This window comes from Burkholderia sp. AU32262 (genome assembly GCF_020419985.1).
Classification (GTDB): domain Bacteria; phylum Pseudomonadota; class Gammaproteobacteria; order Burkholderiales; family Burkholderiaceae; genus Burkholderia; species Burkholderia semiarida.
Genome location: NZ_JAIZRS010000018.1, coordinates 45,002 through 70,211, shown reverse-complemented (window position 1 = coordinate 70,211; position 25,210 = coordinate 45,002). Strand labels below are relative to the sequence as shown.

The 25,210-nt window shown below is 68.8% G+C and carries 19 protein-coding genes and 1 tRNA gene; 5 read left to right on the top strand and 15 right to left on the bottom strand.

Translation table 11 applies throughout. From position 1 onward, the window contains the following. Nucleotides 1-51 precede the first annotated feature (51 nt). Nucleotides 52-516, top strand: coding sequence for a rhodanese-like domain-containing protein (locus LGN10_RS21760; RefSeq protein ID WP_059583291.1), 465 nt, complete (start codon nt 52-54; stop codon nt 514-516). Nucleotides 517-632: 116 nt separating this feature from the next. Here the strand turns inward: LGN10_RS21760 and LGN10_RS21755 are convergent, their stop codons facing one another. From LGN10_RS21755 to hrpA, 5 genes are all read right to left on the bottom strand, one after another. Then, nucleotides 633-1,448, bottom strand: coding sequence for a competence/damage-inducible protein A (locus LGN10_RS21755; RefSeq protein WP_059583289.1), 816 nt, complete (start codon nt 1,446-1,448; stop codon nt 633-635). Then, nucleotides 1,445-2,272, bottom strand: coding sequence for an EI24 domain-containing protein (locus tag LGN10_RS21750; RefSeq protein WP_226225004.1), 828 nt, complete (start codon nt 2,270-2,272; stop codon nt 1,445-1,447). The genes LGN10_RS21755 and LGN10_RS21750 overlap by 4 nt, the downstream gene beginning before the upstream one ends. Before the next feature lie 127 nt (nt 2,273-2,399). Then, on the bottom strand, nt 2,400-3,374 hold the full coding sequence (locus LGN10_RS21745; RefSeq protein ID WP_226225002.1) for a sterol desaturase family protein: 975 nt from the start codon (nt 3,372-3,374) through the stop codon (nt 2,400-2,402). 16 nt (nt 3,375-3,390) lie between these two features. Further along, nucleotides 3,391-4,380, bottom strand: a complete 990-nt coding sequence (locus LGN10_RS21740) for a beta-propeller fold lactonase family protein (protein WP_059583285.1) — start codon at nt 4,378-4,380, stop codon at nt 3,391-3,393. A 174-nt stretch (nt 4,381-4,554) separates the two neighbouring features. Next, the gene (gene hrpA / locus LGN10_RS21735) at nt 4,555-8,775 is read right to left on the bottom strand and encodes an ATP-dependent RNA helicase HrpA (RefSeq protein ID WP_226225000.1); all 4,221 of its coding nucleotides are present in this window, start codon (nt 8,773-8,775) and stop codon (nt 4,555-4,557) included. A gap of 23 nt (nt 8,776-8,798) precedes the next feature. Between hrpA and argA the strand changes: the two genes are divergently transcribed. Next, the gene (gene argA, locus LGN10_RS21730; protein ID WP_059583282.1) at nt 8,799-10,178 is read left to right on the top strand and encodes an amino-acid N-acetyltransferase; all 1,380 of its coding nucleotides are present in this window, start codon (nt 8,799-8,801) and stop codon (nt 10,176-10,178) included. A gap of 54 nt (nt 10,179-10,232) precedes the next feature. Continuing rightward, on the top strand, nt 10,233-10,508 hold the full coding sequence (locus tag LGN10_RS21725; RefSeq protein ID WP_006478357.1) for an oxidative damage protection protein: 276 nt from the start codon (nt 10,233-10,235) through the stop codon (nt 10,506-10,508). Nucleotides 10,509-10,723: 215 nt separating this feature from the next. Here LGN10_RS21725 and LGN10_RS21720 read toward each other — a convergent pair whose 3' ends face one another. From LGN10_RS21720 to LGN10_RS21710, 3 genes are all read right to left on the bottom strand, one after another. Continuing rightward, nucleotides 10,724-12,136 (bottom strand): MFS transporter, encoded by a 1,413-nt coding sequence (locus tag LGN10_RS21720; protein WP_226224999.1) that lies wholly within the window; start codon nt 12,134-12,136, stop codon nt 10,724-10,726. 158 nt (nt 12,137-12,294) lie between these two features. After that, nucleotides 12,295-13,497 carry a CaiB/BaiF CoA transferase family protein gene (locus tag LGN10_RS21715; protein ID WP_226224997.1) on the bottom strand — a complete coding sequence of 401 codons (1,203 nt, stop codon included), beginning with the start codon at nt 13,495-13,497 and terminating at the stop codon, nt 12,295-12,297. Next, entirely contained in the window at nt 13,494-15,245 is a 1,752-nt protein-coding gene (locus LGN10_RS21710; RefSeq protein WP_226224995.1) for an acyl-CoA dehydrogenase family protein, read from the bottom strand. Before LGN10_RS21710 ends, LGN10_RS21715 begins: the two co-directional genes overlap by 4 nt. A gap of 172 nt (nt 15,246-15,417) precedes the next feature. On the opposite strand from LGN10_RS21710, the gene LGN10_RS21705 reads away from it, so the two are divergent. Further along, nucleotides 15,418-16,320: a LysR family transcriptional regulator gene (locus tag LGN10_RS21705; RefSeq protein WP_226224994.1), complete on the top strand. Its 903-nt coding sequence runs from the start codon at nt 15,418-15,420 to the stop codon at nt 16,318-16,320. 99 nt (nt 16,321-16,419) lie between these two features. Continuing rightward, nucleotides 16,420-16,494: transfer RNA gene (locus tag LGN10_RS21700), tRNA-Val, on the top strand. A gap of 115 nt (nt 16,495-16,609) precedes the next feature. Here LGN10_RS21700 and LGN10_RS21695 read toward each other — a convergent pair. The 7 genes from LGN10_RS21695 to LGN10_RS21665 form a co-directional block, all read right to left on the bottom strand. Then, nucleotides 16,610-18,004 carry an aspartate aminotransferase family protein gene (locus LGN10_RS21695; protein WP_226224993.1) on the bottom strand — a complete coding sequence of 465 codons (1,395 nt, stop codon included), beginning with the start codon at nt 18,002-18,004 and terminating at the stop codon, nt 16,610-16,612. Between the two features lie 28 nt (nt 18,005-18,032). Beyond that, nucleotides 18,033-19,370: a glutamine synthetase family protein gene (locus tag LGN10_RS21690; protein WP_060966349.1), complete on the bottom strand. Its 1,338-nt coding sequence runs from the start codon at nt 19,368-19,370 to the stop codon at nt 18,033-18,035. A gap of 11 nt (nt 19,371-19,381) precedes the next feature. Beyond that, nucleotides 19,382-20,194, bottom strand: coding sequence for a gamma-glutamyl-gamma-aminobutyrate hydrolase family protein (locus tag LGN10_RS21685; protein ID WP_089465005.1), 813 nt, complete (start codon nt 20,192-20,194; stop codon nt 19,382-19,384). A gap of 733 nt (nt 20,195-20,927) precedes the next feature. Beyond that, nucleotides 20,928-21,725 carry an N-formylglutamate deformylase gene (gene hutG, locus LGN10_RS21680; RefSeq protein WP_124864282.1) on the bottom strand — a complete coding sequence of 266 codons (798 nt, stop codon included), beginning with the start codon at nt 21,723-21,725 and terminating at the stop codon, nt 20,928-20,930. Nucleotides 21,726-21,782: 57 nt separating this feature from the next. Then, complete coding sequence (locus tag LGN10_RS21675; protein WP_124864284.1) at nt 21,783-23,159, bottom strand: formimidoylglutamate deiminase; 1,377 nt, start codon at nt 23,157-23,159, stop codon at nt 21,783-21,785. Between the two features lie 197 nt (nt 23,160-23,356). Continuing rightward, on the bottom strand, nt 23,357-24,580 hold the full coding sequence (gene hutI / locus LGN10_RS21670; RefSeq protein WP_226224992.1) for an imidazolonepropionase: 1,224 nt from the start codon (nt 24,578-24,580) through the stop codon (nt 23,357-23,359). A gap of 4 nt (nt 24,581-24,584) precedes the next feature. After that, nucleotides 24,585-25,208: a HutD family protein gene (locus LGN10_RS21665; RefSeq protein WP_226224991.1), complete on the bottom strand. Its 624-nt coding sequence runs from the start codon at nt 25,206-25,208 to the stop codon at nt 24,585-24,587. Between the last annotated feature and the right edge of the window lie 2 nt (nt 25,209-25,210).

Sequence of the window (25,210 nt, the reverse complement as noted above, 5' to 3'; positions counted from 1 at the left end):
CGCGACGCCGCCGCGCTAGAATGCTCGTTTGACCGATACGGAGACCCTGCCATGAGTACGCTCGACCAGCTTTACGCGAAGGCCGACGAACGCCGCGCACAAGGCGCGCTCAACTACGCCGGCGCGCTGCTGCCGGTCGAGGCGTTCGAACTGCTGCAGCTCGACCCGTCGGCGCGCCTCGTCGACGTGCGCACGCGCGCCGAGCTCGACTGGGTCGGCCGCCCGCTCGTCGGCGACGGCCAGTACCTGCACGTCGAATGGACGCGCTACCCGGGCGGCGTGCCGAACGCCGAATTCGTCAACGAACTGAAGGCGGCCCTCCCGGCCGATACACCCATCCTGTTCCTGTGCCGCAGCGCCGCGCGCTCGAAGCTCGCCGCGGTCGCGTCCGCGCAGGCCGGTTTCACGAAGGCCTTCGACCTGCTGGAAGGCTTCGAGGGCGCCAAGGACGCCGAAGGCCACCGCAAGACGGTCGACGGCTGGTGCTTCCGCAAACTCCCGTGGATCGGCGCCTGACGGCGCGCCGCGCCCGCCGGTTGCGACAGCCTCATCGTCGAGCCGGGCGATGACATGCCGATGACGGGCCGCATTGCGCGGCCCGTTGTTTTTGGTACGGCCCCGTTGCAGGCCGCTCAGGCGCGCGGCGTATCGGGCTCGACGACGTCGCCGCCGAGCAGGTGCACGCCTTCGCGCAGCTTCACGAACGCGGCCGCGACCGCTTCCGGCTCGCCCTTCACGCCGAGATCGATGTGACGGCGCGCGTAGATGCCGCCGCGCTCCGCGTCGCCGACGCTCGGCAGGCTGAATACGCGCACGCCGGGGAAATCGCGCTCGATCTTCTCCATCAGCGGCGTCAGCGTCGATTCCGGCAACTCGAACACGACCAGCGAGCGCTCGGCATGCGGCGTCGCGTGATGCAGATGCGCGTACTTCGTATCGAGCACCCACTCGATCATCGGCCACGCCATCACCGGGAAGCCCGGCACGAAGTGGAGATGACCGACCGAGAAGCCGGGAATCCGGTTGTAGCCGTTCGGGATGATCGTCGCGCCCGCCGGAAACACGCCCATGTTGAAGCGATGCTGGTTCTCCGGCGATTCGAAATCGACCGGCGTGGCCGGGTCGGCGTGCGTCTCGCGAATGCGTTCCGAAATCAGCGCCTTCGCTTCCGGATGCAGCTCGAGCGGCACGCCGAGCGCGGCGGCCGCGCACTGGCGCGTATGGTCGTCGGGCGTCGCGCCGATCCCGCCCGTCGAGAACACGATGTCGCCCGACGCGATCGCACGCGCGAGCGTCGCGGTGATGCGCGCCGGATCGTCGCCGACGTATTCGGCCCAGTCGAGCGCGAGGCCGCGCGCGCCGAGCAGCTCGATGACCTTCGCCAGATGCTTGTCCTGCCGGCGGCCCGAAAGGATTTCGTCGCCGATGATGATGATGCCGATGCTCATGCCTGCCCCATGTCGATTGCGGTGGCGCGCGCGCTGGCGCGCAGGTCCTCCAGCGCGCGCAGGCAGTAGTACCCGAACCACAGCGCCGAGAAGACGAGGATGAAAGCGTATACCCAGATCATGGCGGCCGCGACGAACGGGAACAGCACCATCATCCAGACCGACGAAACCCACACGAAGGTCGGCACGGTGCCGAGCAGCCCGGTCGCGACGCCGATGCCGATCAGCGGCCAGCGGTGCCGGCGCACCAGCGCGCGGCGCTCGTCGCGGCTCGCGTGCAGCGCGAGCGCGTCGTAGGTCATCACGCGATACGTGAGCCAGCCCCAGATCACCGGCGGCAGCAGCGCGAAGAACGGCGGAATCAGCCACAGCGGGATCGTGACGACGAGCAGCACGACGCCGACGATCGCCGCGCCGAGCGAATTGACCACGCTGCCGAAGAAGGTGCCGCCCCGCTTCGGCTCGAGCGCCGCGAACTGCCGGTTCGACAGGTGCTTGATCACGACCGGCATCGAGATCGTCGCGATCAGCAGCAGCACGGTCAGCACGATCAGCGGAATCGCGAGCGACACGACCACGAACGGCGCGACGACCGCGTGCAGTTGCGACATGCCGATCGCATCGAACGCGCGATACAGCGCGGCCGTCAGCACGAAGCCGTCGAGCGCGCCGCGCGCGACGTCGATCAGCGTCTGCCACGAGAACCACAGCACGGCGCCCCACAGCAGCGCCGAGACGACGAACGGCATCAGCGTGAGCCACAGCATGCGCGGGTGCAGCGCGCTGGCGAACGCCCGGACGAAGGAACGCAGCAAGTCGTTCATGCGAGCCTATGGAGTATGGATTGACGGAGAAAAACGGGGAAAGGATAAACCACGCGGCCCGCCTGCGCCAAAGCGCCTGCGGGCCGCGTGGAAGCGTCGCTCGACGGGAGACAGGCCGGAATCGGGATCAGGCCGACGCCGCGCCGCGTTTCGCGGGAAACAGGCGCCGGAAGATCCGCACGAACGCCAGGCCGTGCTGCGACCAGAAGCCGTCGCCGTAGGACACGCCCTCGACCTGCTCGCGGATGCCGGTCGGCTCGATCGTGCGGTTCCACGACGCGGTGCCGAACATCATGTCCCACCACGGGAACAACACGCCGAAGTTGCAGCCATATTTGGTGCCTTCGTGGCCGTAGCCGACCGCATGGTGCCGGCGGTGGAAGATCGGGCTGACAAGCAGGCGCTCGCCGATGCGGCCGTACGACAGCCGCGCATTCGTATGCTGGATGCTCTGCAGGAAGTTCGTGACCGCGGTCAGCACGACGAACTGCGACGGCGTCACGCCGATCACGAGCGCGATCGCCGCGAAGAAGCACGACTGGATCACGTCGTCGAGCAGGTGGTTGCGGTCGTCGCACCACAGCGACATCTGACGCTGGCTGTGATGAACCGCGTGCAGCTCCCACCAGATGCCGAACTTGTGCTGCCAGCGGTGATACCAGTAGCCGGCGAAATCGAGCACGACGAGGTAGATCGCGAACGCGACGATCGGCTGCGAGGTCACGCCCGGCCACAGGTAGTCGAGGTTGACGTTCGACACGCCATGCAGGCGCAGCCACGCCTGGAAGTTGTCGAACACCGGCTGCAGCGCGAAGAAGAAGAACAGCGTGTAGATGCCGAGCTTCGAGATCGCCGTGTAGATCACGTCGACCCGCACCGCACGGCGGTTCTTCCAGCGCTCGACCGGCAGCAACGCCTCGAGCGGGCGCAGCAGCGCGAACATCAGCACCATCTGCAGCGCGCCGATGATCACCCAGTACAGCGCGTCGTAGGTGTCCTCGTCGTAGTCCATCAGGTTGAACTTGAAGAGGAGCGGCTGCACGACGTCGACGTACAGCCAGGTCTGGATGTCCGACACGAACGCATCGATCAGGTGCAGCATCGTCCGCCTCCGCCCGTCACGCGCCGTTCGCCGCCTTCCACGGCGCGCGGTCGTAGAAGTAGATCCCGTGCGGCGAGCGGCCGACGGCGATCGTCTGCACCAGCTTGCGCGAGGCCAGATCGATGATCCCGACCTTCTTCGCGAAACGGAACGTCACCCACAGCGTCTTCTTGTCGGCGGACAGCTCCATGTCGTCGGGGCCCGGCAGCAGGCCGGTGATGTCGCCGACGTTGGTGAGCGCGTTCTCGTCGATGATGCTGATCGTGTTCGCGACGCGGTTGGTGACCGCGACGTGCGTGCCGTCGGCGAGCGAGCGGAAGTTGTGCGCGCCCTTGCCCGTGTAGATCTGCTTGACGACCTTCTGGTTGCGCCAGTCGACGACCGCGACGTAATCCGCGCCGGTCATCCCGACCAGCAGGAACTTGTCGTCGGGCGTGAGCCACAGGCCGGCCGGCACCTTGCCGACCTTCATCTTCCACTTGACCGTCTGCGTCGGCAGATCGATCGCCGCGATCTCGCCGGACACCTGCAGCGACACGAGCAGCGTCTTGCTGTCCTTCGTGAACGCGAGGTGGCTCGGCATCACCGCGAGCGGCACGCGCTTCACGAGCTTCAGGTCGCGGCCGTCGTAGCCGTAGATGTCGACGCGATCGAGCCGCAAACCGGCCGCCGCGAACCACTTGCGGTCGGGCGAGAAGCCGAGCTGGTAAGGATCGTCGATCCCTTCGACGGTGCGCTGCAGCTTGCCCGTCTTCGGATCGAGGAACATCAGGCTGTTCGAGACCGAATTCGCGACGATCAGCGACGCATTGTCGGGCGTCGCCATCAAATGGTGCGGCTCCTTGCCGGTCGGCATCGTGGAAACGACTTCGCGGGTCTGCTGGTCGATCAGGGAAAGCGTCGCTTCGGCCGAATTCAGGACGATCACGTTATTCGCGTGTGCGGCGGGCGCCAGCACGGCGGCGGCCAGCGCAAGCGTGCGGCCGAAGGAAAGGAAAGTGCGCATGAAGACTCACGTCGTGGAACAGCAGTGATTGTAGAACGTTCGGCGGGCCCCTCCGGTTGACCCATGCCGGGATTGCGCCGCTTTTGCGCCACCTTGCCGCACGCCGGGCGGCCGCACGGGCCGCCGCGGCGCGGGCCCGGGCTGTCCGTGCAGGCCCGGCCGACCGATGTCGCGCTAGCGCTGCATCGACTCCCAGACCTTGTGCAGACGCTTGACAGAGACCGGCATCGGCGTGCGCAGTTCCTGCGCGAACAGCGAAATCCGCAGTTCCTCAAGCAGCCAGCGGAATTCCGCGAGCCGCGCATCGGCGACGCCGCCGCGCTGCGACACCGCGCGCTGGTACTGCTGGACGAGCGGCAGCAGCTCGGCCGACTGCTTCGCGTCGCGCGCCGGATCGGCCTTCAGCTTGTCGATCCGCAGCGCGATGCCTTTCAGATAGCGCGGGAAATGCGCAAGCTGCGCGTAAGGCGTGTCGATCACGAAGCGCTTGCCGACCAGCGCGGCCAGTTGCTGCTGCAGGTCGGCATGGGCCTGCGCGAACGGCTTCGCCTGCGCGAGCTTCTTCACGAGGCCCGCGTATTCGGCCAGGATCTGCCCGACGAGCCGTGCGATTTCCTGCGCGAGCAGGTTCAGCCGGCTCCTGCCCTCGTCGCGGCGCGTGTGGAAGCTCGCGTCATCGTCGGGCAGCGGGTCCTGCAGGCACGCGCGGTCGAGCGCCGTGTCGATCAACTGGTCGCGCAGCTCGTCCTGCGTGCCGAGCGACATGTACTGCATCGCCATCTCGCGCAGGCCCGGCAGGTTCTTTTCCAGGAACTTGATCGGCTCCTTCAACTGCAGCGCGAACAGCCGCCGCAAGCCGGCCCGGTGGATGCGCGCGGCCTCCTCCGGCGAATCGAACACCTCGACGTCGCAATGCGTGCCGCGGTCGACGAGCGCCGGATAGCCGTACAGCGTCTGGCCGCGCCGGCGGATTTCCAGCAGCTCGGGCAGCTTGCCGAAATTCCACGTCGTCAGGTTCTCGTACAACGCCGTCGCGCCGGTTTCCGTCAGGGCGGCCATCCGTGGGGCGGCCGTCTGCGGCGCGGCGCCCTTGCCCGGCTTGCCGCCCTTCGCGGCCGAAGCCTGCGCGGCGGCCGGCGCCGGCGCGCCGACTGCATCGCCCGCGCCGGCGTCGCCGCCCGGCGCGAGCGTCGACGCCGCCGCGATCTTCTGGAACTGCTGCTGCGCCTGCGCGCCGAGCTCCTGGCGAAGCTGCGCGAGATTGCGCCCCATCGCGAGCTGGCGGCCGTGCTCGTCGATCACCTTGAAATTCATGAACAGATGCGCGGGCAACGTCTCGAGCTTGAAATCGGCCGACTTCATCGCGACCTGCGTCTCGCCGCGCACGTCGGCGATCAGCGCCTCGACGAGCCCGCCCGCGCCAAAGCGCTCGCGCCCCATCCGCTCGACGAAGCCCGCCGCGTACTCGGGCAGCGGCACGCAGTGCCGGCGCAGCTTCTGCGGCAGCGACTTCAACAGCAACTGCACCTTTTCCTTCAGCATCCCCGGCACGAGCCACTCGCAGCGGCGCGCATCGACCTGGTTCAGCGCGAAGAGCGGCACCGCGAGCGTCACGCCGTCGCGCGGCGTGCCGGGCTCGAAGTGATACGTGAGCGCCATCTCGACGCCGGCCATCGTCGCGCGCTTCGGGAACAGATCGGTCGTCACGCCGGCCGCCTCGTGGCGCATCAGGTCGTCGCGCGACAGGTACAGCAGCCGCTGCTTGTCGTCGGGCTGGCCGGCCTTCTTCACCTCGTCGCGATACCAGCGCTCGAACGCGGCGCCCGTATGGATGCCTTCCGGAATCGCATGGTCGTAGTACGCGTAGATCAGCTCGTCGTCGACCAGCACGTCCTGGCGGCGCGACTTGTGTTCGAGCTGCTCGATGTCGGCGAGCAGCTTGCGGTTGTGCGCGAAGAACGGCAGCTTCGTGTCGAATTCGCCTTCGACCAGCGCGCCGCGGATGAACAATTCACGTGCGCGCGCCGGGTCCTGCTTGCCGAACGCGACGCGCCGCCGGTGGTAGATCGGCAACCCGTACAGCGTCGCGCGCTCGAACGCGCTCACCTGCGCCGGACGCTTTTCCCAGTGCGGCTCCGACAGCGATTTTTTCAGCAGATGCGCGCCGACCTTCTCGACCCACTCGGGCTCGATCTTCGCGAGGCAGCGCGCGTACAGCCGGCTCGTCTCGACGAGTTCGGCCGCCATCACCCAGCGGCCGGCCTTCTTCGCGAGCGCGGAGCCGGGCCACAGGTAGAACTTGATGCCGCGCGCGCCGAGGTAATGCGGATCGTCGTCCGCTTTCATCCCGATATTGCCGAGCAGGCCCGTCAACAGGGCCAGATGAATCTGTTCGTAGGTGGCCTCGACTTCGTTGAGTCGCCAGCCGTGCTCGCGCACGACCGTCAGCAACTGCGAATGAACGTCGCGCCACTCGCGCAGCCGCAGGTGCGACAGGAAATTCTGCCGGCAGGCGTCGACGAGCTGGCGATTCGACTTCTTGTGCGCGACGGCTTCCTCGAACCACGCCCAGATCTTCAGCCACTGCAGGAATTCGGAGCGCTCGTCGGCAAACCGGCGGTGCGCCTGGTCGGCCTGCTCCTGCGCTTCGATCGGGCGATCGCGCGGATCCTGCACGGACAGCGCGCTCGCGATGATCAGCACCTCGCGCAGCGACTGCTGGTCGCGCGCGGCCAGAATCATCCGGCCGACGCGCGGGTCGAGCGGCAGCCGCGCGAGCTCGCGGCCGAGCGACGTCAGCGCGTTGTCGTCGTCGACCGCGCCGAGCTCGTTCAGCAACTGGTAGCCGTCCGCGATCGCGCGGCCGGGCGGCGGCTCGAGGAACGGGAACGATTCGATCGCCGTCAGGTGCAGCGACTTCATCCGCAGGATCACCGACGCGAGCGACGAACGCAGGATTTCCGGATCGGTGAAGCGTGCGCGCGCCTGGTAGTCGCTTTCCTCGTACAAGCGGATGCACACGCCGTCGGCCACGCGGCCGCAACGGCCCGCGCGCTGGTTCGCGGCCGCCTGCGAGATCGACTCGACCTGCAACTGCTCGACCTTGTTCCGGTACGAATAGCGCTTCACGCGCGCGAGACCGGTGTCGACCACGTAGCGGATGCCCGGCACCGTCAGCGAGGTTTCGGCCACGTTGGTCGCGAGCACGATGCGGCGCGCGTTCGACGCCTTGAACACCTTGTCCTGGTCGGCCGCCGACAGCCGCGCGAACAGCGGCAGGATCTCGGTATGCGGCGGATGGTGCTTGCGCAACGCCTCGGCCGCCTCGCGTATCTCGCGCTCGCCGGGCAGGAACACCAGCACGTCGCCGGGGCCTTCGCGGCACAGCTCGTCGACCGCGTCGACGATCGCGTCCATCAGGTCGCGCTCGGCCTCGCGCGCGGTCTTCACGCGATCGCGGCCGCCCGTGCCTTCCGCGTTCTTCACCGCCGGGCGATCCTCGGCCACCGGGCGGTAACGCATCTCGACCGGATACAGCCGCCCGCTCACCTCGATCACGGGCGCCGGACGCTCGTCGGTGCCGAAATGGCGCGCGAAGCGGTCGGCGTCGATCGTCGCGGACGTGACGATCAGCTTCAGGTCCGGCCGCCGCGGCAGGATCTCCTTCAGATAGCCGAGCAGGAAGTCGATGTTCAGGCTGCGCTCGTGCGCCTCGTCGATGATCAGCGTGTCGTACGCCTTCAGCAACGGGTCGGTCTGCGTCTCGGCGAGCAGGATGCCGTCCGTCATCAGCTTCACGGACGCGCCCGGCGCGAGATTGTCGGTAAAGCGCACCTTGTAGCCGACCACCTCGCCGAACGGCGTGCCGAGTTCCTCGGCGATCCGGCGGCCGGTGGACGATGCGGCCAGGCGCCGCGGCTGCGTATGGCCGATCAGGCCCGTGCCGCCGGCGCCGAGCCCGCGGCCGAGATCGAGACAGATCTTCGGCAACTGCGTGGTCTTGCCCGAGCCCGTTTCACCACAGACGATGACGACCTGGTGGCCGGCGATCGCGCGCGCGATTTCGTCGCGCTTGCCCGACACGGGCAGGCTTTCGGGGTATGTGATCGGCGGGACGGGGTTCGGTGCGACGGCGGCCCGCGGCGCACGCTCGCGGCGCGGGGCACGCTCGCCCGCGGCCTGCGGCGCGCCCTTCGCGGCCGGCTGGCGCGCGTCGCCGCGCGGTTCGTCATCGCGCGGCCCGCGCGGCGCGGGTGCCGGCTTGCCCGCCGGCTTGTCCTGCTGCCCGCGCGGCGGCTGGCCGGGCTGCTCTCGCGCGTCGGCCGCACCATCCGGGTGCTTCGCCGACGGCGTATTGGCCCGCGTCGGCGCGGGACTTTTAGAAACATTCGACATGGGGGCGCATTATAATCCCGGCCATGAATTCCCAAACCGACCTCCCTCCCGCTCAGACCGGCGCCGCGACGCCGCCGGCCGCCGACGATTCGGCCGCCAGCCACGCGCAGTTCGTCGACTGGATGCGCTCCGTCGCGCCCTATATCCACAAGTTCCGCAACAGCACGTTCGTCGTGGGGTTCGGCGGCGAGGTGGTGCAGCAGGGGCTGCTGAACGCGCTCGTATCCGACATCGCGCTGTTGCAGGCGATGGGCATCCAGATCGTGCTGGTCCACGGCTCGCGCCCGCAGGTCGAGGAGCAGTTGAGCCTGCACGGTGTCGAATCCGAGTTTTCGCACGGGCTGCGCATCACCGATGCGCGCGCGCTCGAATCCGCGAAGGAAGCGGCCGGTGAAGTGCGTCTCGACATCGAGGCCGCGATCAGCCAGGGTCTGCCGAACTCGCCGATGGCGCACGCGCACATCAGCGTAGTGTCGGGCAACTTCGTGACCGCGCGGCCGGTGGGGATTCTCGATGGAGTCGATTTCGCGCACACGGGCATCGTGCGCAAGATCGACGCCGAATCGATCCGTCATTCGCTCGCGAGCCGCAAGCTCGTGCTGCTGTCGCCGCTCGGGTTCTCGCCGACCGGCGAGGCGTTCAACCTGTCGATGGAGGACGTCGCGTCGGCGGCCGCGATCGCGCTGCGCGCCGACAAGATCATCTTCCTGACCGAAGGGCCCGGCATCGTCGACGACGAAGGCGACCTGGTCCGCGAAATGTCGCTCGACGCGGCCGCCGAGCTGCTCGATTCCGGCAACATCCAGGGCGACGACGCATTCTTCCTCAAGCATTCGATCCGCGCGTGCCGCGGCGGCGTGACGCGTGCGCACCTGATTCCGCAATCGCTCGACGGCAGCATGCTGCTCGAACTGTTCCTGCACGACGGCGTCGGCACGATGATCTCGTACGAGAACCTCGAAAGCCTGCGCGAAGCGACGCCGGACGACGTCGGCGGCATCCTGTCGCTGATCGAGCCGCTCGAATCGGACGGCACGCTGGTGCGGCGCGGCCGCCACCAGATCGAACGCGACATCGACCACTTCTCGGTGATCGAGCACGATGGCGTGCTGTTCGGCTGCGCGGCGCTGTACCCGTACCAGCAGGAGAAGATCGGCGAGATGGCGTGCCTGACGGTCGCGCCGGAAGCGCAGGGCTCGGGCGACGGCGAACGCCTGCTCAAGCGCATCGAGCAGCGCGCCCGCGCGCGCGGCCTCACGCACATCTTCGTGCTCACGACGCGCACCGAGCACTGGTTCCTCAAGCGCGGCTTCGTCAAGGTCAGCGTCGACGACCTGCCGGAAGACCGCCGCAAACTCTATAACTGGCAGCGCAAGTCGCTCGTGCTGATGAAGCAGCTCTGAGCACCGGCACGACTGCCCTTCCCCCCCAGACACCGATTACAGGAGAAGTACACGATGGCTCGAATGATCCAATGCGCGAAGCTCGGCAAGGAAGCCGAAGGCCTCGATTTCCCGCCGCTGCCGGGCGAACTCGGCAAGCGCATTTACGAGAGCGTCTCGAAGGAAGCGTGGCAAGGCTGGCTCAAGCAGCAAACGATGCTGATCAACGAAAACCGCCTGAACATGGCCGACCCGCGCGCGCGCCAGTATCTGATGAAGCAGACGGAGAAGTACTTCTTCGGCGACGGCGCGGACCAGGCGTCCGGCTACGTGCCGCCGACGGAAGGCTGAGCGACGACGCGATTCGCGACGGCCGGCCGTGCCGGCGGCGTCGCGAGGTGAAGCAAAAGCCCCAAGCAAACGGCACCGTGTCTCGCACGGTGCCGTTTGCTTTTGGGACGCCTGATCTGGCGCGAGCGAAGGCAACGCGACGCGCGGCCCGCCCGGCGCCCGATGCCGCGGAATCGCCGCGCCGCCGCCTCGGCGCATCGCGCCGGCCTGCCGGCTCAACCCGCGGGTTTCAACGTGCCGCGATCGTCGGGTGGCGCGGCTTCGCCGCCCGGGTTCCCTGCGCCTGTATGCTCGGTGCCCCACTCGGCCGCATCGCTGCGCTCGGCGCTCGACAGTTCGTCGGCGCGATGTCCGGTGCGATTGAGCAGCGCCACCATGCAGACAAGCGACACGAGCGCATAGAGACCCGACGCGATCGCGACGCCGACGATGCTGCCCGTCGCATTGAGGATCGCCTGCGCGAGCACCGGCGTGCCGCCGCCGACGACAAGCGCGCTCAACTGATACGCGAGCGACAGGCCCGTGTAGCGGATGTTGGCCGGGAACACGCGCGCGAGCACGCCGCCGACCGCGCCGTAGAACATCGCCGACGGAATCGTCGAGATGCACATCCCCGCGACGGCGACCCAGTACGAACCCGTCGCGAGCGCATGAAACATCACGGGCATCAGCACGATTTCCGGGATCAGGATCCAGCACATCGCGCGCCGCATGTCGACCTTCGACACGAACCACGCGCCGACCGGCTGCATCAGGAACTGCACGACGAGCGAGATCGACAGGATGCCGAGGAACGTACCCTGCGCATAACCGAGTTCCTTGGTCGCCCACGACAGCGCGAACGTGCTGCGGAAATACGTGACGTTGATCACCGGCAGCGTGCCGGCCGCGAGCAGCACGACGACCCAGTGATCGCGCAAGACGTCGCGCAGCGGCAGCTTCACCGTGCGCTTGCGCGCGAGCACGCGCTGCATGTCGACCGATTCCTCGAGCTTCAGCCGGATCACCATCCCGATGATCACGAGCACGGCAGACAGCAGGAACGGAATGCGCCAGCCCCACATCAGGAACGACGGCGTCGGCAGCGCGCTCAGCGCGAAGAACGCGGCCGTGGCCAGCAGGTTGCCGGTGGGCGAGCCCTGCTGCGCGAACGCCGCATACAGGATGCTGCGATGCTTCGGCGCGTTCTCGCTCGCGATCAGCACCGCGCCGCCCCACTCGCCGCCGACCGCGATACCCTGCAGCACGCGCAGCACGACGAGGCCCGCGGGCGCCCACACGCCGATCGACGCATAGCCGGGCAGCAGCCCGATGCCGGTCGTCGCGAGCCCCATCATCACCAGCGTGATCACGAGCGCCGTCTTGCGGCCGACGCGATCGCCGAGATGCCCGAACACGATCCCGCCGAGCGGCCGCGCGGCGAAGCCGGCCCAGAACGTGACGAACGCGAGCAGCGTCGCGACGCCGGGGTCCATCGTGCTGGAAAAGAACACCTTGCCGAACACGAGCGCCGCGGCCGTGCCGTAGATGTAGAAGTCGTACCACTCGATCGTGGTGCCGACGAACGCCGCGAGGGCGGCGCGGCCAGGCCGCGGCTGCGCGGCGGGCGGGGATTGCGGACGGCTCATCGATGTCTCCATGTTTGTGATCGGCAACGCGACTGTCGCGCGCGTTGCCGGAGGGCCGGCCTTGCGCCGCCGGCTGGCGGGGTTGCGCTACGTTGCGTTGCTTGATGTCGGCGTCGGTCCGTTCGGGACGACGTTCGTTTGCGGGCGCCCTCGGCCCGTCACGTCTCGTGCGGCCCGACCTTCAGCACACCGGCATCGAGCAGTTGCTGCTGAAGCGCGCGATCGACGCCGAGCCGATCGAGCACCGCGCGCGTGTCGCGGCCGAGCGCGGGCGGCGCCGACCGGTAGGTGGCCGGCGTGCGCGACAGCTTCACCGGCGACGCGGTGCCGCGATACGCGCCGATCTCGACGAACAGCTCGCGATGCAGCGCATGCGGATCGTGCGCGACGTCGGCCACCGTGCGCACCGGCCCGCACGGCACACCGGCCGCCATCAGGTCGCGCGCGAGCGGCTCGCACGCGTGCGCGGCGAGCCGCGCTTCCAGTTCCGCCTTCAGCTCCGGGCGATGCGCGCAGCGGCTGCGGTTGTCGACGAAGCGCGGATCGCCGGCGAGCGCCGGTGCGCCGAGATGCGCGACGAGCCGCGCGAACTGCCGGTCGTTGCCGACCGCGAGGAAGATCGGCACGGTCGCCGTGCGGTAGCTGTCGTACGGCGCGATGTTCGGATGCGCGTTGCCGCTGCGTTCCGGCACGCGGCCCGACCCGAAGAAGTTCGGCAGGTGCGGATGCAGCAGCGACACGCCGCAGTCGTACAGCGCCACGTCGATCGACTGCCCGCGCCCGCTCTTCTCGCGCTCCGCGAGCGCCAGCAGGATGCCGGCGAGTGCGTTCAGCCCCGTGACCATGTCGACGATCGGCAGGCCGATGCGGGTCGCGTCGCCGTCGCGTTCGCCGTTCACGCTCATCAGCCCGGCCATCGCCTGGATCACCGCGTCGTAGCCCGGCAGCCCGCCGAGCGGACCGTCGTCGCCGAAGCCCGTCACCGCGCAGTGGATCAGGCGCGGAAAGCGCGGCTGCAGGTCGCGTGCGTAGTCCATCCCCCAGCGCGCGAGCGTGCCCGGCTTGAAGTTCTCGACGAGCACGTCGGCTTCTTCGAGCAGGCGCCACAGGATCGCGCACCCTTCTTCGCGCGACAGGTCGAGCGCGAGCCCTTCCTTGTTGCGGTTCACGCCCATGAAGTACCAGGCCGTGTCGCCGAGGAACGGCGGCCCCCAGCCGCGCGTCTCGTCGCCGGCGGGCGGCTCGATCTTGACCACCGTCGCGCCGTGGTCGGCGAGCGCCTGCGTGCAATACGGGCCGCCGAGCACCCGGCTCAGGTCGACGACCTTCAGGCCGTCCAGTGCGCCACGCGTCGCGTTCATCGCTCGACCTCCGGCAGCAGGTCGAGGGCCGTGTCGAGCGCGACCGGCAGGCCGCGCAGCAGCGCGTCGGACGCGGCCGATTCGTCGTCGCGCGGCGCCGGCGCGAGCGGATCGACCGGCAGCAGCTTGTGACGCACGATCAGGTGCGCGAGCGCGAGACGCCTGAAATCCGGTGCGAGCCGTGCGCCCTCGCAGGCCATCAGCACGGCCGCGCTCGCGTAATACAGCGCGGACGCGGCCTGCCGCACGCGCGCGTCGTCGCCTTCTCCGGCCACCCTCGCGAGCGCATCGCACGCCCGCGCGAGGATGCGCCGCAGCGCCGTGCGGCTCGCGTCGGGCAGCGGCGCCGCGCCCAGACGATCGCCGAGGAACGTGCGCAGCGCGTCGAGCGCATGCTCGCGCTGCGCGGCGCGTGCGACGTCGAGCGCGACGATGTTGCTCGTGCCTTCCCAGATCGAACCGAGGTGCGCGTCGCGCACGAGCCGCGCGTCGCTCCATTCCTCGATATAGCCGGTGCCGCCGCGCACTTCCATTGCGTCGCCCGTCACGCGGCGCGCGTCGCGGCAGGCGCGGAACTTGATCAGCGGCGTCAGGATCCGCACGCAGCGCGCCGCCTGCTCGTCGCCCGCGTCGGCCTGCGGCAACAGCAACGCGATCTGCATGAACATCGCGCGCGCGGCTTCGGCCGGCAGCAGCATCTTCATCAGTTGGCGCTGCATCAGCGGCATCTCGATCAGCTTGCGCCCGAACGCCTCGCGATGCGCGGCGACGTGCAGCGCCTCGTTCAGCGCGCGCCGCATCAGCCCCGCCGCGCGCACGCCGTTCGACAGCCGCGACATGTTGATCATGTCGGCCATCTGGTGAAAACCGCGGCCAATCTCGCCGATCAGCCAAGCCTGCGCGCCTTCGAGCACGATCTCGCCGCTCGCCATCGAACGGCTGCCGAGCTTGTCCTTCAGGCGCACGATCCGGTAGCGGTTGCGTGTGCCGTCCGGCAGCGTCTTCGGCAGCAGGAACAGCGCGAGGCCCTTGATGCCGTCCGGCGCGCCGTCGGGCCGCGCGAGCACCATCGCGAGATCGGCGTCCGCGTTCGAGCAGAACCACTTGTCGCCGGTCAGGCGCCAGACGGTCTCGCCGTGCGCGTCGGTTTCGCGGGTCGCGCGCGTCGCGATCCGGCCGACGTCGGAGCCGGCCGCCTGCTCGGTCATGAACATCGCGCCCTGGTACAGCGTGTCGAAGTCGCGCGACGCGAGCCTCGGCAGGTAGCGCGCGACGAGCGCCGGATCGCCGAAGCGGCGCAGCGTGCGCGTCAGCGAATCGGTCATGCTGACCGGGCAGCACAGCCCGAATTCCGCCTGCACGAACAGGAACGTCAGCGCGTACTTGACGAGCGGCGGCACGGTTTCGGATCCGTGGCTGAGCGACGCGAGCCCGAGTTCCGCATACGCGACGCGTTCGAGCGCGACGTAGGCCGGATCCTTGTCGATCCGCTGCACGGCCTCGCCGCGCCGATTGCGGTGCTCGAGCACGGGCGGATGCTTGTCCGCGCGCGACGCCCATTCGTCGAGTTCGCCCGATACGCGGGCGCCGAGCGCGCGCAGCCGCGGCTCGAGTTCGGCATAGCACGCGTCGCCGAGATGCAGCTTCAGCAACGCGCCGAGATCGGGATCGACGGTGAAGAAATTGAGGCCCCGGCTGTCGGGGATATTGGATGCGCCGGTGTCCGGCGTGCGAGCGGTATCGTTCATGCGTGCGTCTCCTGGGTTGCCTGCGCATTGGCCGGGCCGGATGTCGCGGCATCGGCCGGCCCTGCGTCAAGCCTCCCGCAGAGCGTAGGCGGGCGATCGATAAGCGTCCAATACAGGATTTGTCCGGTACGATAGATGTCGCTTATCGATGCCGCCGCCGGGAGGAGACACCATGGAACTGAGGCAGTTGCGCTACTTCGTGGCCGTTGCCGAGGAGCTGCATTTCGGGCGCGCGGCGAAGCGCCTGTTCATCTCGCAGCCGGCGCTGAGTTTCGACATCCGCAAGTTCGAGGACGCGCTCGGCGTGCAGCTCTTTTCGCGCACCAACAAGACGGTCGCGCTGACCAACGCGGGCGAGGTGCTGCTCGGCGAGGCGCGCCGGCTGCTGCTGCAGGCAGCCGAAGCCGAGCGCCTGACGGTGCGCTCCGCGTCGGGTCTCGCGGGCCGGCTGCGGATCGGCTTCGTCCACTCGATGCTGTATCGTGGGCTGCCGGACGCGGTGCGTCGCTTCGAGGCCGACTATCCGGGCGTCGAGGTCGTGTTGAGCGAGATGAACACGCACGCGCAGGTGCAGGCGATCCAGCGCGGCCAGATCGATCTCGGCTATGCGCACTGGGGCCGCTTCCCGCCCGACGTCGAATCGGCGCCCGTCTATGCGGAGCCGTTCGTGTGCTGCCTGCCGGCCGCGCATCCGCTCGCGCGGCGCAGGCAGGTCGCGCTCGCCACGCTCGCGACGGAACCGTTCATCCTGTTTCCGCGCGACGCCGCGCCGCATTATCACGACCTGATCATCGCGCAGTGCGTGAACGCGGGGTTCAGTCCGTTGATCCGCCACGAGGCGCGGCTGTGGCAGACGATCCTGTCGATGATCGAGTTCGGAATGGGCATCGCGCTGGTGCCGCAGGTGCTGCAGCGGGCGAAAAGCGATCGGCTCGCGTTCGTGCCGCTGAAGGATGCGTCGCTCGAATCGCGCACGCTCGCGCTGAAACGCAGCGGCACCGCCGAACCGGTGGCGCGGCGCTTTGCCGGCTACGTGCGCGCATCGATCGATGCGCTGCCCGCGCTCGCGGGCTGAGCGCGCGGCGCGTGCAGTGGCGTTGGCAGCTGTTTGAAAAAAATTTGCACAAAGGGCTTTACGAACCCCAAAAGCTCTGACATAATTTGATTCTTCTTTGGGCGGTTAGCTCAGCGGTAGAGCACTGCCTTCACACGGCAGGGGTCACTGGTTCGATCCCAGTACCGCCCACCAAAGAATTCAAGGGCCTGCGTCTCACGACGCAGGCCCTTTTCGTTTTGGCGTCGCGCGTGTCCTGCACGACGCGGCGCCACGTCATGCGCCGCCGCGTCCGCTCGCAGGTAACGCCTTACCGCACGTCCCCCACCCGCTGCGCCGTCGCGTCAAACGCACGCTTCGCCTTGTCGACGATCTCGTCGACCTCCGCCTCGCGAATCACGAGCGGCGGCGACAGCAGCATCCGGTCGCCGGTCGCGCGCATGATCAGGTTGCCGTTGAAGCAGAAGTCGCGGCAGATCGTGCCGATATCGACACTCGCATCGAACCGCTCGCGCCGCTCACGATCGCGCGCAAGCTGAACGCCCGCGACGAGCCCTGCCCCGGCAATTTCCCCGACGATCGGATGATCGCCCAGCGCGTCACGCAGCCGGCGCTGGAAATACGGCCCGATCTCGTGCTTCACGCGCTCGACGATCCCTTCGTCGCGCAGCAGCTTCAGGTTCGCGACCGCGACGGCCGCCGCCACCGGGTGGCCCGAATACGTGAGGCCGTGGTTGAATTCGCCGTTGTCGATGATCGGGCGCGCGACGCGCTCGTGTATGCCCACCGCGCCCATCGGTACATAGCCCGACGTCAGGCCCTTCGCCATCGTGATCAGGTCCGGCTCGAAGCCGAAGTGCTGATGCGCGAACCATTCGCCGGTGCGCCCGAACCCGCCGATCACCTCGTCGGCCACCAGCAGGATGTCGTACTTGCGGCAGATCCGCTGGATTTCCGGCCAGTACGTCGACGGCGGGAAGATCACGCCGCCCGCGCCCTGGAACGGCTCGCCGATGAACGCGGCGACGTTCTCCGCGCCGAGTTCGACGATCTTCGCCTCGAGCTGCCGCGCGCGCGCGAGGCCGAACGCTTCGGGCGTCTCGCCCGGCTGCGCTTCGCCGAAGAAATACGGTTGGTCGATATGCACGATGTGCTCGACCTTCGACGGCATCTGCTCGTGCATGTAGCCCATCCCGCCGAGCGTGCCGCCCGCGATCGTCGAGCCGTGATAGCCGTTCCTGCGCGAGATCACGTATTTCTTCTGCGGCTTGCCCTGCACGCGCCAGTACTGGTGCACGAGGCGCAGCACGGTGTCGTTGCCTTCCGAGCCGCTGTTGCAGTAGAAGAAGTGGTTGAAGCCGGCCGGTGTCACTTCCGCGAGCATCGCGGAAAGCTCGATCACCGGCGGGTGCGTGGTCTTGAAGAACGTGTTGTAGAACGGCAGTTCCTGGATCTGGCGATACGCGGCGTCGGCGAGTTCCTTGCGGCCGTAGCCGACGTTCACGCACCACAGGCCGGCCATCCCGTCGATGATCTTGTTGCCGTCCGAATCCCACAGGTAGACGCCGTCGGCCTTCACGATCACGCGGCTGCCGGCGCGGTTGAGCGCGCCCATGTCCGAGAACGGGTGGATGTGGTGCGCGGCGTCGAGCGCGCGGTATTCGGCGGTCGAGTACTGCGAAAGTGCTTCGTTTCGATCGGTCATGTTTTCTCCGTCAAACAGCGCCGCACGCTTACACGTGCAGCAGCAGGTGCCTGCGTTCCCACGAGCTGATCACGCGGAAGAACGCTTCGTATTCGGTCTCCTTCAACGCCAGATAGGCCTTCACGAACTTGTCGCCGAGGATGCCGGCGAGCGGCTCGCACGCGGCCATCAGCGAGATGCCTTCCTCGAGGTTGCGCGGCAGTTGGTACGGCAGGTCGTAGCCGTCGGATGCGATCGGCTCGGTCGGCGCGAGCTGTTGCGTGATGCCGAGATAGCCGGCGGCGAGCGTCGCCGCGAGCGCAAGGTACGGGTTGCAGTCGACACCCGGAATCCGGTTCTCGATGCGTCGCGCGACGGGGCTCGACTGCGGAATGCGAAAGCCCACCGTGCGGTTGTCGTACCCCCACTGCACGTTGATCGGCGCGGCCATGAAGCGCGACAGGCGGCGATACGAATTGATGTACGGCGCGAAGATCGGCATCAGCGCTGGCGTGTACTTCTGCAGCCCCGCGAGATAGCTGTGAAACAGCGGCGACACGACCCCGCCTTCGTCGGCGAACAGGTTGCGGCCGGTGCGCGCATCGGCGAGACTCTGATGGATGTGCATCGCGGAGCCCGGCTCGCCCTCCATCGGCTTGGCCATGAACGTCGCATACATGTTGTGGCGCAGCGCGGCCTCGCGCACGGTGCGCTTGAACAGGAACACCTGGTCGGCCAGCGACAGCGCATCGCCATGCACGAAGTTGATCTCCATCTGCGCGGCGCCGACTTCGTGAATCAGCGTCTCGATATCGAGGCCCTGCATTTCGCAGTACTCGTAGATGTCCTCGAACAACGGATCGAACTCGTTGACGGCCTCGATCGAATACGACTGGCGGCCCGTTTCCGCCCGCCCCGTGCGGCCGACGGGCGGACGCAGCGGCAAGTCGGGATCGGCGTTCATGTCGACCAGATAGAACTCCAGCTCGGGTGCGACGACGGGCGTCCAGCCCTTTGCCTTGTACAGGTCGAGCACGCGGCGCAGCACGTAGCGCGGCGAGATCTCGACCGGCGAGCCGTCGAAGTGCACGCAGTCGTGGATCACCTGCGCGGTCGGGTCGACGGCCCACGGGATCAGGCAGATCGTCGACGGATCGGGCACGCACACCATGTCGGGGTCGGTCACGCCGGTGAGCGACCCGTCTTCCGGATAGTCGCCGGTGACGGTCTGCACCATGACGGCCTGCGGCAGGCGCATCGACTCGCCGGATTCGAACTTGTTGCGCGGAATGATCTTGCCGCGCGCGATGCCGGCCATGTCGGGAATGATCGCCTCGACTTCGGTAATGCGGTGCTGACGCAGGAATTCGCTCAGTTCGGGTTGCATGATCGGTCTCGTTAGTCGATATCGATGTCGGATGCGGCCGGCGACGGTGTCGCGCCGCCGGCCGCATGAAGGCGGTGCGTCATCCGCGCGCGGCACGCCGCGCCGAATGCCGCGAAGATGTCGCGCGACAGCGGCTGCTCCGCGTAGCGCCATTCGGGATGCCACTGCACGCCCAGCGCGAACGCACGCGCGCCGCGCACGCTGACGGCCTCGACCAGCCCGTCGGGCGCACTCGCTTCGACGGCAAGCCCTGCGCCCAGGCGCGCGATGCCCTGGTCGTGCAGCGAATTGACCGTCGCCTCGCGCGCGCCGCGCGCGATCCGCTGCAGCAGGCCGTCCGGCGCGAGCCGCACGACGTGCGCGGGACCGTACTGCCGTTCGAGCGGATCGGCCGGCCGTTCGCGATGGTCGTCGAAGCCGGTCGTCGCATGCAGCCGCTGATGCAGCGTGCCGCCATACGCGACGTTCAGCTCCTGCATGCCGCGGCAGATCGCGAGCACCGGTACGCCCGCGTCGATCGCCGCACGGATCAGCGGCAACGCGGTCGCATCGCGCGCCGGATCGTGCAGCGTGTCGGGCGCGCTCGCGGCGCCGCCGTAATGATGCGGCTCGACGTTCGAATAGCTGCCGGTCAACAGCAGCCCGTCGACCGCCGCGACGATCGCCTCGGCCGGCTGCCGCGCGCCGAGCGCGGGCAGCACGAACGCCAGCGCGCCGGCGCCGTCGACGAGCGCGGTGAGGTACTTCTCGCCCGCCGCGTGGTTCGGATGGGCGCCGCGCAGGATGCGGTCGGCGGTGACGGCTACGATCGGTCGCGCACGCATCGGCGTCTCTCCGGTAATCGTGCACGACACGCTCGTGCGCGCAACGACGCAGGTCCATGGGTACGCCGCACGCGCGTGCAATCGCGCCGCGCCAGCGCAGGCGCAGACGCGGTCCCGCCGCGCGAACGGTGCGGCAACAGGCGGTACGGCCCGGGACGGGAGCGGAAAGGGACGCTAGGGCAACAACGACGCGCTGCCGTCGCACTGCACCGCGCTGAACAGGTGCGCGGTCACGAGATTGAAGCGGCGCGGGCCGCGATGGGAAATGGCGAAGAAACGAGGCTCGCGTAACGGGGCGGCGCGCGTGCCGCGATCAGCATGCCGGTTCGGCCCGGCCTGAGGCGGCGCGCCCGCCGACGGACTTCGCGTCCGGCGTATCGAAGGGCTGGCGGCTTTCACGATCGTACTCGACTGACTGATGGAGGCAGGACACGTGTCGCAATGCCGCGTGGCGACACGTCAGCAAGATGTCTCGCGCGCATTCCGGCGCAGGCCGGCCATCGTCGATGGCCTCGCCGCCGGTGCGCGCGTGACGACTTCCTGACATTCAGCTTATATCACCTAAAAATTGCGTCAACTTTTCAGGGGCTGATGACGACACCGGTCAGATGAAAAAAACGGCATCGATCCGCGCGATCGATGCCGTTTTGTGCATTGCATCGGCTTGCCGGCTACCGGCCGGCGGGGCAGGACGCGCCGTCGCGCCGCGCCGCCGCATCGTGGCGGCTCGTGCTCAGCGATGCGCGAGCGCGGTTTCGACGAGCGTCCGCAGCAGCGGCACGATCCGCGCGGCACGCGCTTCGTCGTACGCGTACGGACGCGTCTCTTCCATGTAGGTGATCTGCGACAGTTCGAGCTGCACGGCCTCGACGCCGGTCTTAGGCATGCCATAGTGACGCGTGATGTAGCCGCCCTTGAAGCGCCCGTTCGCGACGGCCGTGTAGCCGCCGTGCGCGAGTACACGCGCAGCCAGCGCCTCCGCGAGACCGGGTGCCGCACTCGCCCCGCTCGACGTGCCGAAGTTGAAGTCCGGCAGGCGGCCGTCGAAGAAACGCGGCACATGCGAGCGGATCGAATGCGCTTCCCACACGAGCACGCGGCCGTGTTCGCCCTTCAGGCGCGCGATCTCGCGTTGCAGCGCGTCGTGATACGGCAGCCAGTAGCGGTCGCGGCGACGCATGATCTCGTCGTCGCCGGGCAGCGCGTTCGCCGGATAGAGCGGCGCCTTGTCGAACGTATCGACCGGCACGAGCCCCGTCGTGTCCTGCCCCGGATACAGGTTCTCGTTGTCGGGCGGGCGGTTCAGGTCGACGACGTAACGCGCGTGCGACGGCACGAGGATCGATGCGCCGAGTTCGGCCGCGAAGCCGTACAGCCGCTCGAGATGCCAGTCGCAATCGTCGACGAAGCGCGCGTCGGGCGTCATCGTCGCGGCGATGTCGTCGGGAATGTGCGTGCCCGCGTGCGGAATCGAGATCAGCAGCGGCAGCGTGCCCTGCTTCAGCGTGAATACAGCCGGTTGTTCAGTCATGTCGCCTCACCGTAAGAGTCTGCCGGCGCGCGCATGCGGCGCGCCGGTTGCCGCGCGTCAGCGCAGCAATTGCGCCAGCGCGGCGCGGTAGTCGGCATACGCGGCGGCTTCGTCGCGATGGCGGCGGCCGCTCACGACGCGCTCGCCGCCCGTATAGACGTCGAGCACCGGCGTCTCGCCGTGCTCGGCGAACACGATGCCCGACAGCCAGGCCGCGCTGTCGTGTTCGGCAATCGCCGGATGATCGGGATCGAGCACGAGCCAGTCGGCGCGACAGCCTGCACGCAGCGCGCCGATGCGCCGTCCGCTCGCCTGCGCGCCGCCCGCGAGCGACGCGTCGAACAGGCGATCGGCGACGTGCGCCTGCGATTCGCTCGCCAGCACGTTGCGCGCACGATGCACGAGCCGCTGCCCGTATTCGAGCAGGCGCAGCTCCGAGCGCCACTCGACCGATGCGTGGCTGTCCGAGCCGACGCCGATCACGCCGCCTTGCGCGAGATAGTCGACGGCCGGGAACACGCCGTCGCCGAGGTTCGCTTCGGTCGTCAGGCACAGCCCGGCGACCGCGCGACGCTTCGCGAGCGCCGCCGTCTCGGGCTCATCGACGTGCGTGGCGTGCACGAGGCACCAGCGCGCATCGACGTCGAATCGATCGAGCAGCCATTGCACGGGACGTGCGCCGTAAGCGCGCACGCAGTCGTCGACCTCGGCCGTCTGCTCGGCGATGTGGATATGCACCGGCGCATCGTCGGGTAACCCGTCGAGCAGCGCACGCAGCCCGTCCTCGGACACCGCGCGCAGCGAATGCGGCGCGACGCCGTAGCGCAGCCCGCCATGCTCGGGCGCCGTGCGACGCATCGCGTCGAGCAGTTCGAGCACGCCGTCGGGCGTGTTGATGAAACGGCGCTGGTCGTCGCGCGGCGGCTTGTTGCCGAAGCCCGCGAACTGGTACGACACGGGCAGCATCGTGATGCCGATGCCGGCCGAGCGCGCGGCGTCGACCACGCGCGTGCCGAGCTCCGCGATCCGCGGGTAGCGCGAGCCGTCCTGCGCGTGATGCACGTAGTGGAATTCGCACACCGACGTGTAGCCGCACTTGAGCATCTCGACGTACAGCCAGCGTGCAATCGCCGCGAGCGCGTCGGGCGTGATCTTCAGCGCGAAGCGGTACATCAGGTCGCGCCAGCTCCAGAAGCTGTCGGCGGGATTCGCGCGGTATTCGGTGAGCCCCGCCATCGCGCGCTGGAACGCGTGCGAATGCAGGTTCGGCATGCCGGGCAGCACCGGCCCGGCCGCGCGCGCGACGCCCGCCGGGGCGTCGGTGTCGGGCGTCACGTCGGTCAGCGTGCCGGCCGCGTCCCAGCGCAGCAGCACGTTGCGGCGCCAGCCATCGGGCAGGTAGGCATGGTCCGCGAACAACATCGTGTCGGTCATTGCGAGTCCTCATCGACCGGATCCAGCACGCAAGCGTGTCGTCCGGCCCGGTACCGCGGCCGGCAGGCGCGAGCGCATCGCGCCCGCCCCTGCGTCGCGGCGATCGACCGGAGGGCGCGCTGGCGCGCCGGGCCCGGTCCCATGCAAGGCGTCGGCCGGGCCCGGTCCGTCACGACCCGGCCCGGCCGACGTGAAACTTATCCGTTCATCCGGCGAAACACGGTCGTGCCGCCGCGGACGACCTGCTCGCACAGCGGCCGGCCGATCCAGTACGCGAGCTCGGCCAGCGAGCCGACCGACCACGCGGCGAAGTCGGCCTGTCGACCGACTTCGAGCGCGCCGTGACGATCCGCGCGGCCGAGCGCCGCGGCCGCATGGCGCGTGACGCCCTGCAGCACCTCGGGCACCGTCATGCGGAACAGCGTGCAGCCCATGTTCAGCGTCAGCAGCAGCGATTCGAGCGGCGACGTGCCGGGGTTGTGATCGGTCGCGAGCGCGATCGGCACGCCGTGCTTGCGCAGCAGCTCGATCGGCGGCAGTTGCGTTTCGCGGATGAAGTAGTACGCGCCGGGCAGCAGCACGGCGACCGTGCCGGCCGCCTTCATCGCCTCGATGCCCGCTTCGTCGAGAAATTCGAGGTGATCGGCGGACAGCGCACGGTAGCGCGCGGCGAGCGCCGTGCCGCCCGCATTCGACAGTTGCTCCGCATGCAGCTTCACCGGCAGTCCGCGCCGCGTCGCGGCCTCGAACACGCGCTCGGTCTGCGCGAGCGAAAAGCCGATGCGTTCGCAGAACACGTCGACCGCGTCGACGAGCCCTTCGTCGGCCAGCGTCGGCAGCATCCGGTCGCACACTTCGTCGATGTACGCATCCGCGCGGCCTGCATATTCGGGCGGCAGCGCATGCGCGCCGAGGCAGGTCGTGTAGACGCTGACCGGGAAGCGCTCGCCGAGCTGGCGCGCGACGCGCAGCATCTTGCGCTCGCTCGCGAGGTCCAGCCCGTAGCCGGATTTGATCTCGATCGCGGTCACGCCTTCGGCGAGCAGCGGCTGCAGGCGCGCGGCAGCCTGCACGAACAGCGTCGTCTCGTCGGCCGCGCGCGTCGCGCGCACCGTCGACACGATCCCGCCGCCCTGCCGCGCGATTTCCTCGTAGCTGACGCCCGCGAGGCGCTGCGCGAATTCGTCGGCACGCGTGCCGCCATACACGAGGTGCGTATGGCAGTCGACGAGGCCCGGCGTCACCCATGCGCCGTGCAGGTCCTCGCGCCGCCAGTGCGCGTAACCGTGCGGCAGCGCGGACAGCGCGCCGAGCCACGCGATCGTGCCGGTTTCGTCGACGGCGATCGCCGCGTCGTCGATCGTCTCGTCGGGATGGCCGTGCGGACACAGCCTCAGGTGATGCCAGACAGTCGGTTTCATGCGTTCAGTCTCGTTCGCCGACGGCAAGCGTGACGGCGAGCAGCGCGCCGCTTCCGCTCACGACGACGTCAAACGCACGCCGCGGCCCGTCGAGCCGCAACGTGTCCATGTCTTCCAGCGCGTAGTGCATGCCGTCGATGTCGACGCCGACCGCGCCGGCCGCGCAAAACAGCAGCACGGTATCGGCCGGCGCAAGACGGTGCGCGCCCGCGCGCCACACGTCGAGCGCGCCACGCGCGGCGCAACGGCGCGTCATCAGGTTGAAGTCGCGCGTCGCGCCGTCGTGCAGCGTCGCATCGATCGCCGTCTCGCCCGCGAAATCCGCGCGGGCCAGCGGCGCGTCGAGCACGTGCCGCGCGCCGCCCGCTTCGGCGAGCGTCATGCCCGCGCCGGACAGCAGCACGAGCGTGCGGTCGACGCCGTCGAAACGCGAGAACGGCCCGGCCGTGCCGACGTCCGCGACGCTCACGCGCCACGCGAACGTATCGAGCGCCGCGCCGGGCGGGAACGCGCCGATCTCGCGCGTCACGCCACCGCCGTTCTTCCACGGCGACGCAACGAGATCAGCCGCGCGGATCACCGCGACGGCCGGTGTTGCGTTCACCGGCGCCTGATCGAGCGCCGTCATGC

Coding starts and splice junctions, on each gene's coding strand:
- LGN10_RS21760 (WP_059583291.1), top strand. CDS start 52: ATGAGTACGCTCGACCAGCTTTACGCGAAGGCCGACGAACGCCGCGCA.
- LGN10_RS21755 (WP_059583289.1), bottom strand. CDS start 1,448: ATGAGCATCGGCATCATCATCATCGGCGACGAAATCCTTTCGGGCCGC.
- LGN10_RS21750 (WP_226225004.1), bottom strand. CDS start 2,272: ATGAACGACTTGCTGCGTTCCTTCGTCCGGGCGTTCGCCAGCGCGCTG.
- LGN10_RS21745 (WP_226225002.1), bottom strand. CDS start 3,374: ATGCTGCACCTGATCGATGCGTTCGTGTCGGACATCCAGACCTGGCTG.
- LGN10_RS21740 (WP_059583285.1), bottom strand. CDS start 4,380: ATGCGCACTTTCCTTTCCTTCGGCCGCACGCTTGCGCTGGCCGCCGCC.
- hrpA (WP_226225000.1), bottom strand. CDS start 8,775: ATGTCGAATGTTTCTAAAAGTCCCGCGCCGACGCGGGCCAATACGCCG.
- argA (WP_059583282.1), top strand. CDS start 8,799: ATGAATTCCCAAACCGACCTCCCTCCCGCTCAGACCGGCGCCGCGACG.
- LGN10_RS21725 (WP_006478357.1), top strand. CDS start 10,233: ATGGCTCGAATGATCCAATGCGCGAAGCTCGGCAAGGAAGCCGAAGGC.
- LGN10_RS21720 (WP_226224999.1), bottom strand. CDS start 12,136: ATGAGCCGTCCGCAATCCCCGCCCGCCGCGCAGCCGCGGCCTGGCCGC.
- LGN10_RS21715 (WP_226224997.1), bottom strand. CDS start 13,497: ATGAACGCGACGCGTGGCGCACTGGACGGCCTGAAGGTCGTCGACCTG.
- LGN10_RS21710 (WP_226224995.1), bottom strand. CDS start 15,245: ATGAACGATACCGCTCGCACGCCGGACACCGGCGCATCCAATATCCCC.
- LGN10_RS21705 (WP_226224994.1), top strand. CDS start 15,418: ATGGAACTGAGGCAGTTGCGCTACTTCGTGGCCGTTGCCGAGGAGCTG.
- LGN10_RS21695 (WP_226224993.1), bottom strand. CDS start 18,004: ATGACCGATCGAAACGAAGCACTTTCGCAGTACTCGACCGCCGAATAC.
- LGN10_RS21690 (WP_060966349.1), bottom strand. CDS start 19,370: ATGCAACCCGAACTGAGCGAATTCCTGCGTCAGCACCGCATTACCGAA.
- LGN10_RS21685 (WP_089465005.1), bottom strand. CDS start 20,194: ATGCGTGCGCGACCGATCGTAGCCGTCACCGCCGACCGCATCCTGCGC.
- hutG (WP_124864282.1), bottom strand. CDS start 21,725: ATGACTGAACAACCGGCTGTATTCACGCTGAAGCAGGGCACGCTGCCG.
- LGN10_RS21675 (WP_124864284.1), bottom strand. CDS start 23,159: ATGACCGACACGATGTTGTTCGCGGACCATGCCTACCTGCCCGATGGC.
- hutI (WP_226224992.1), bottom strand. CDS start 24,580: ATGAAACCGACTGTCTGGCATCACCTGAGGCTGTGTCCGCACGGCCAT.
- LGN10_RS21665 (WP_226224991.1), bottom strand. CDS start 25,208: ATGACGGCGCTCGATCAGGCGCCGGTGAACGCAACACCGGCCGTCGCG.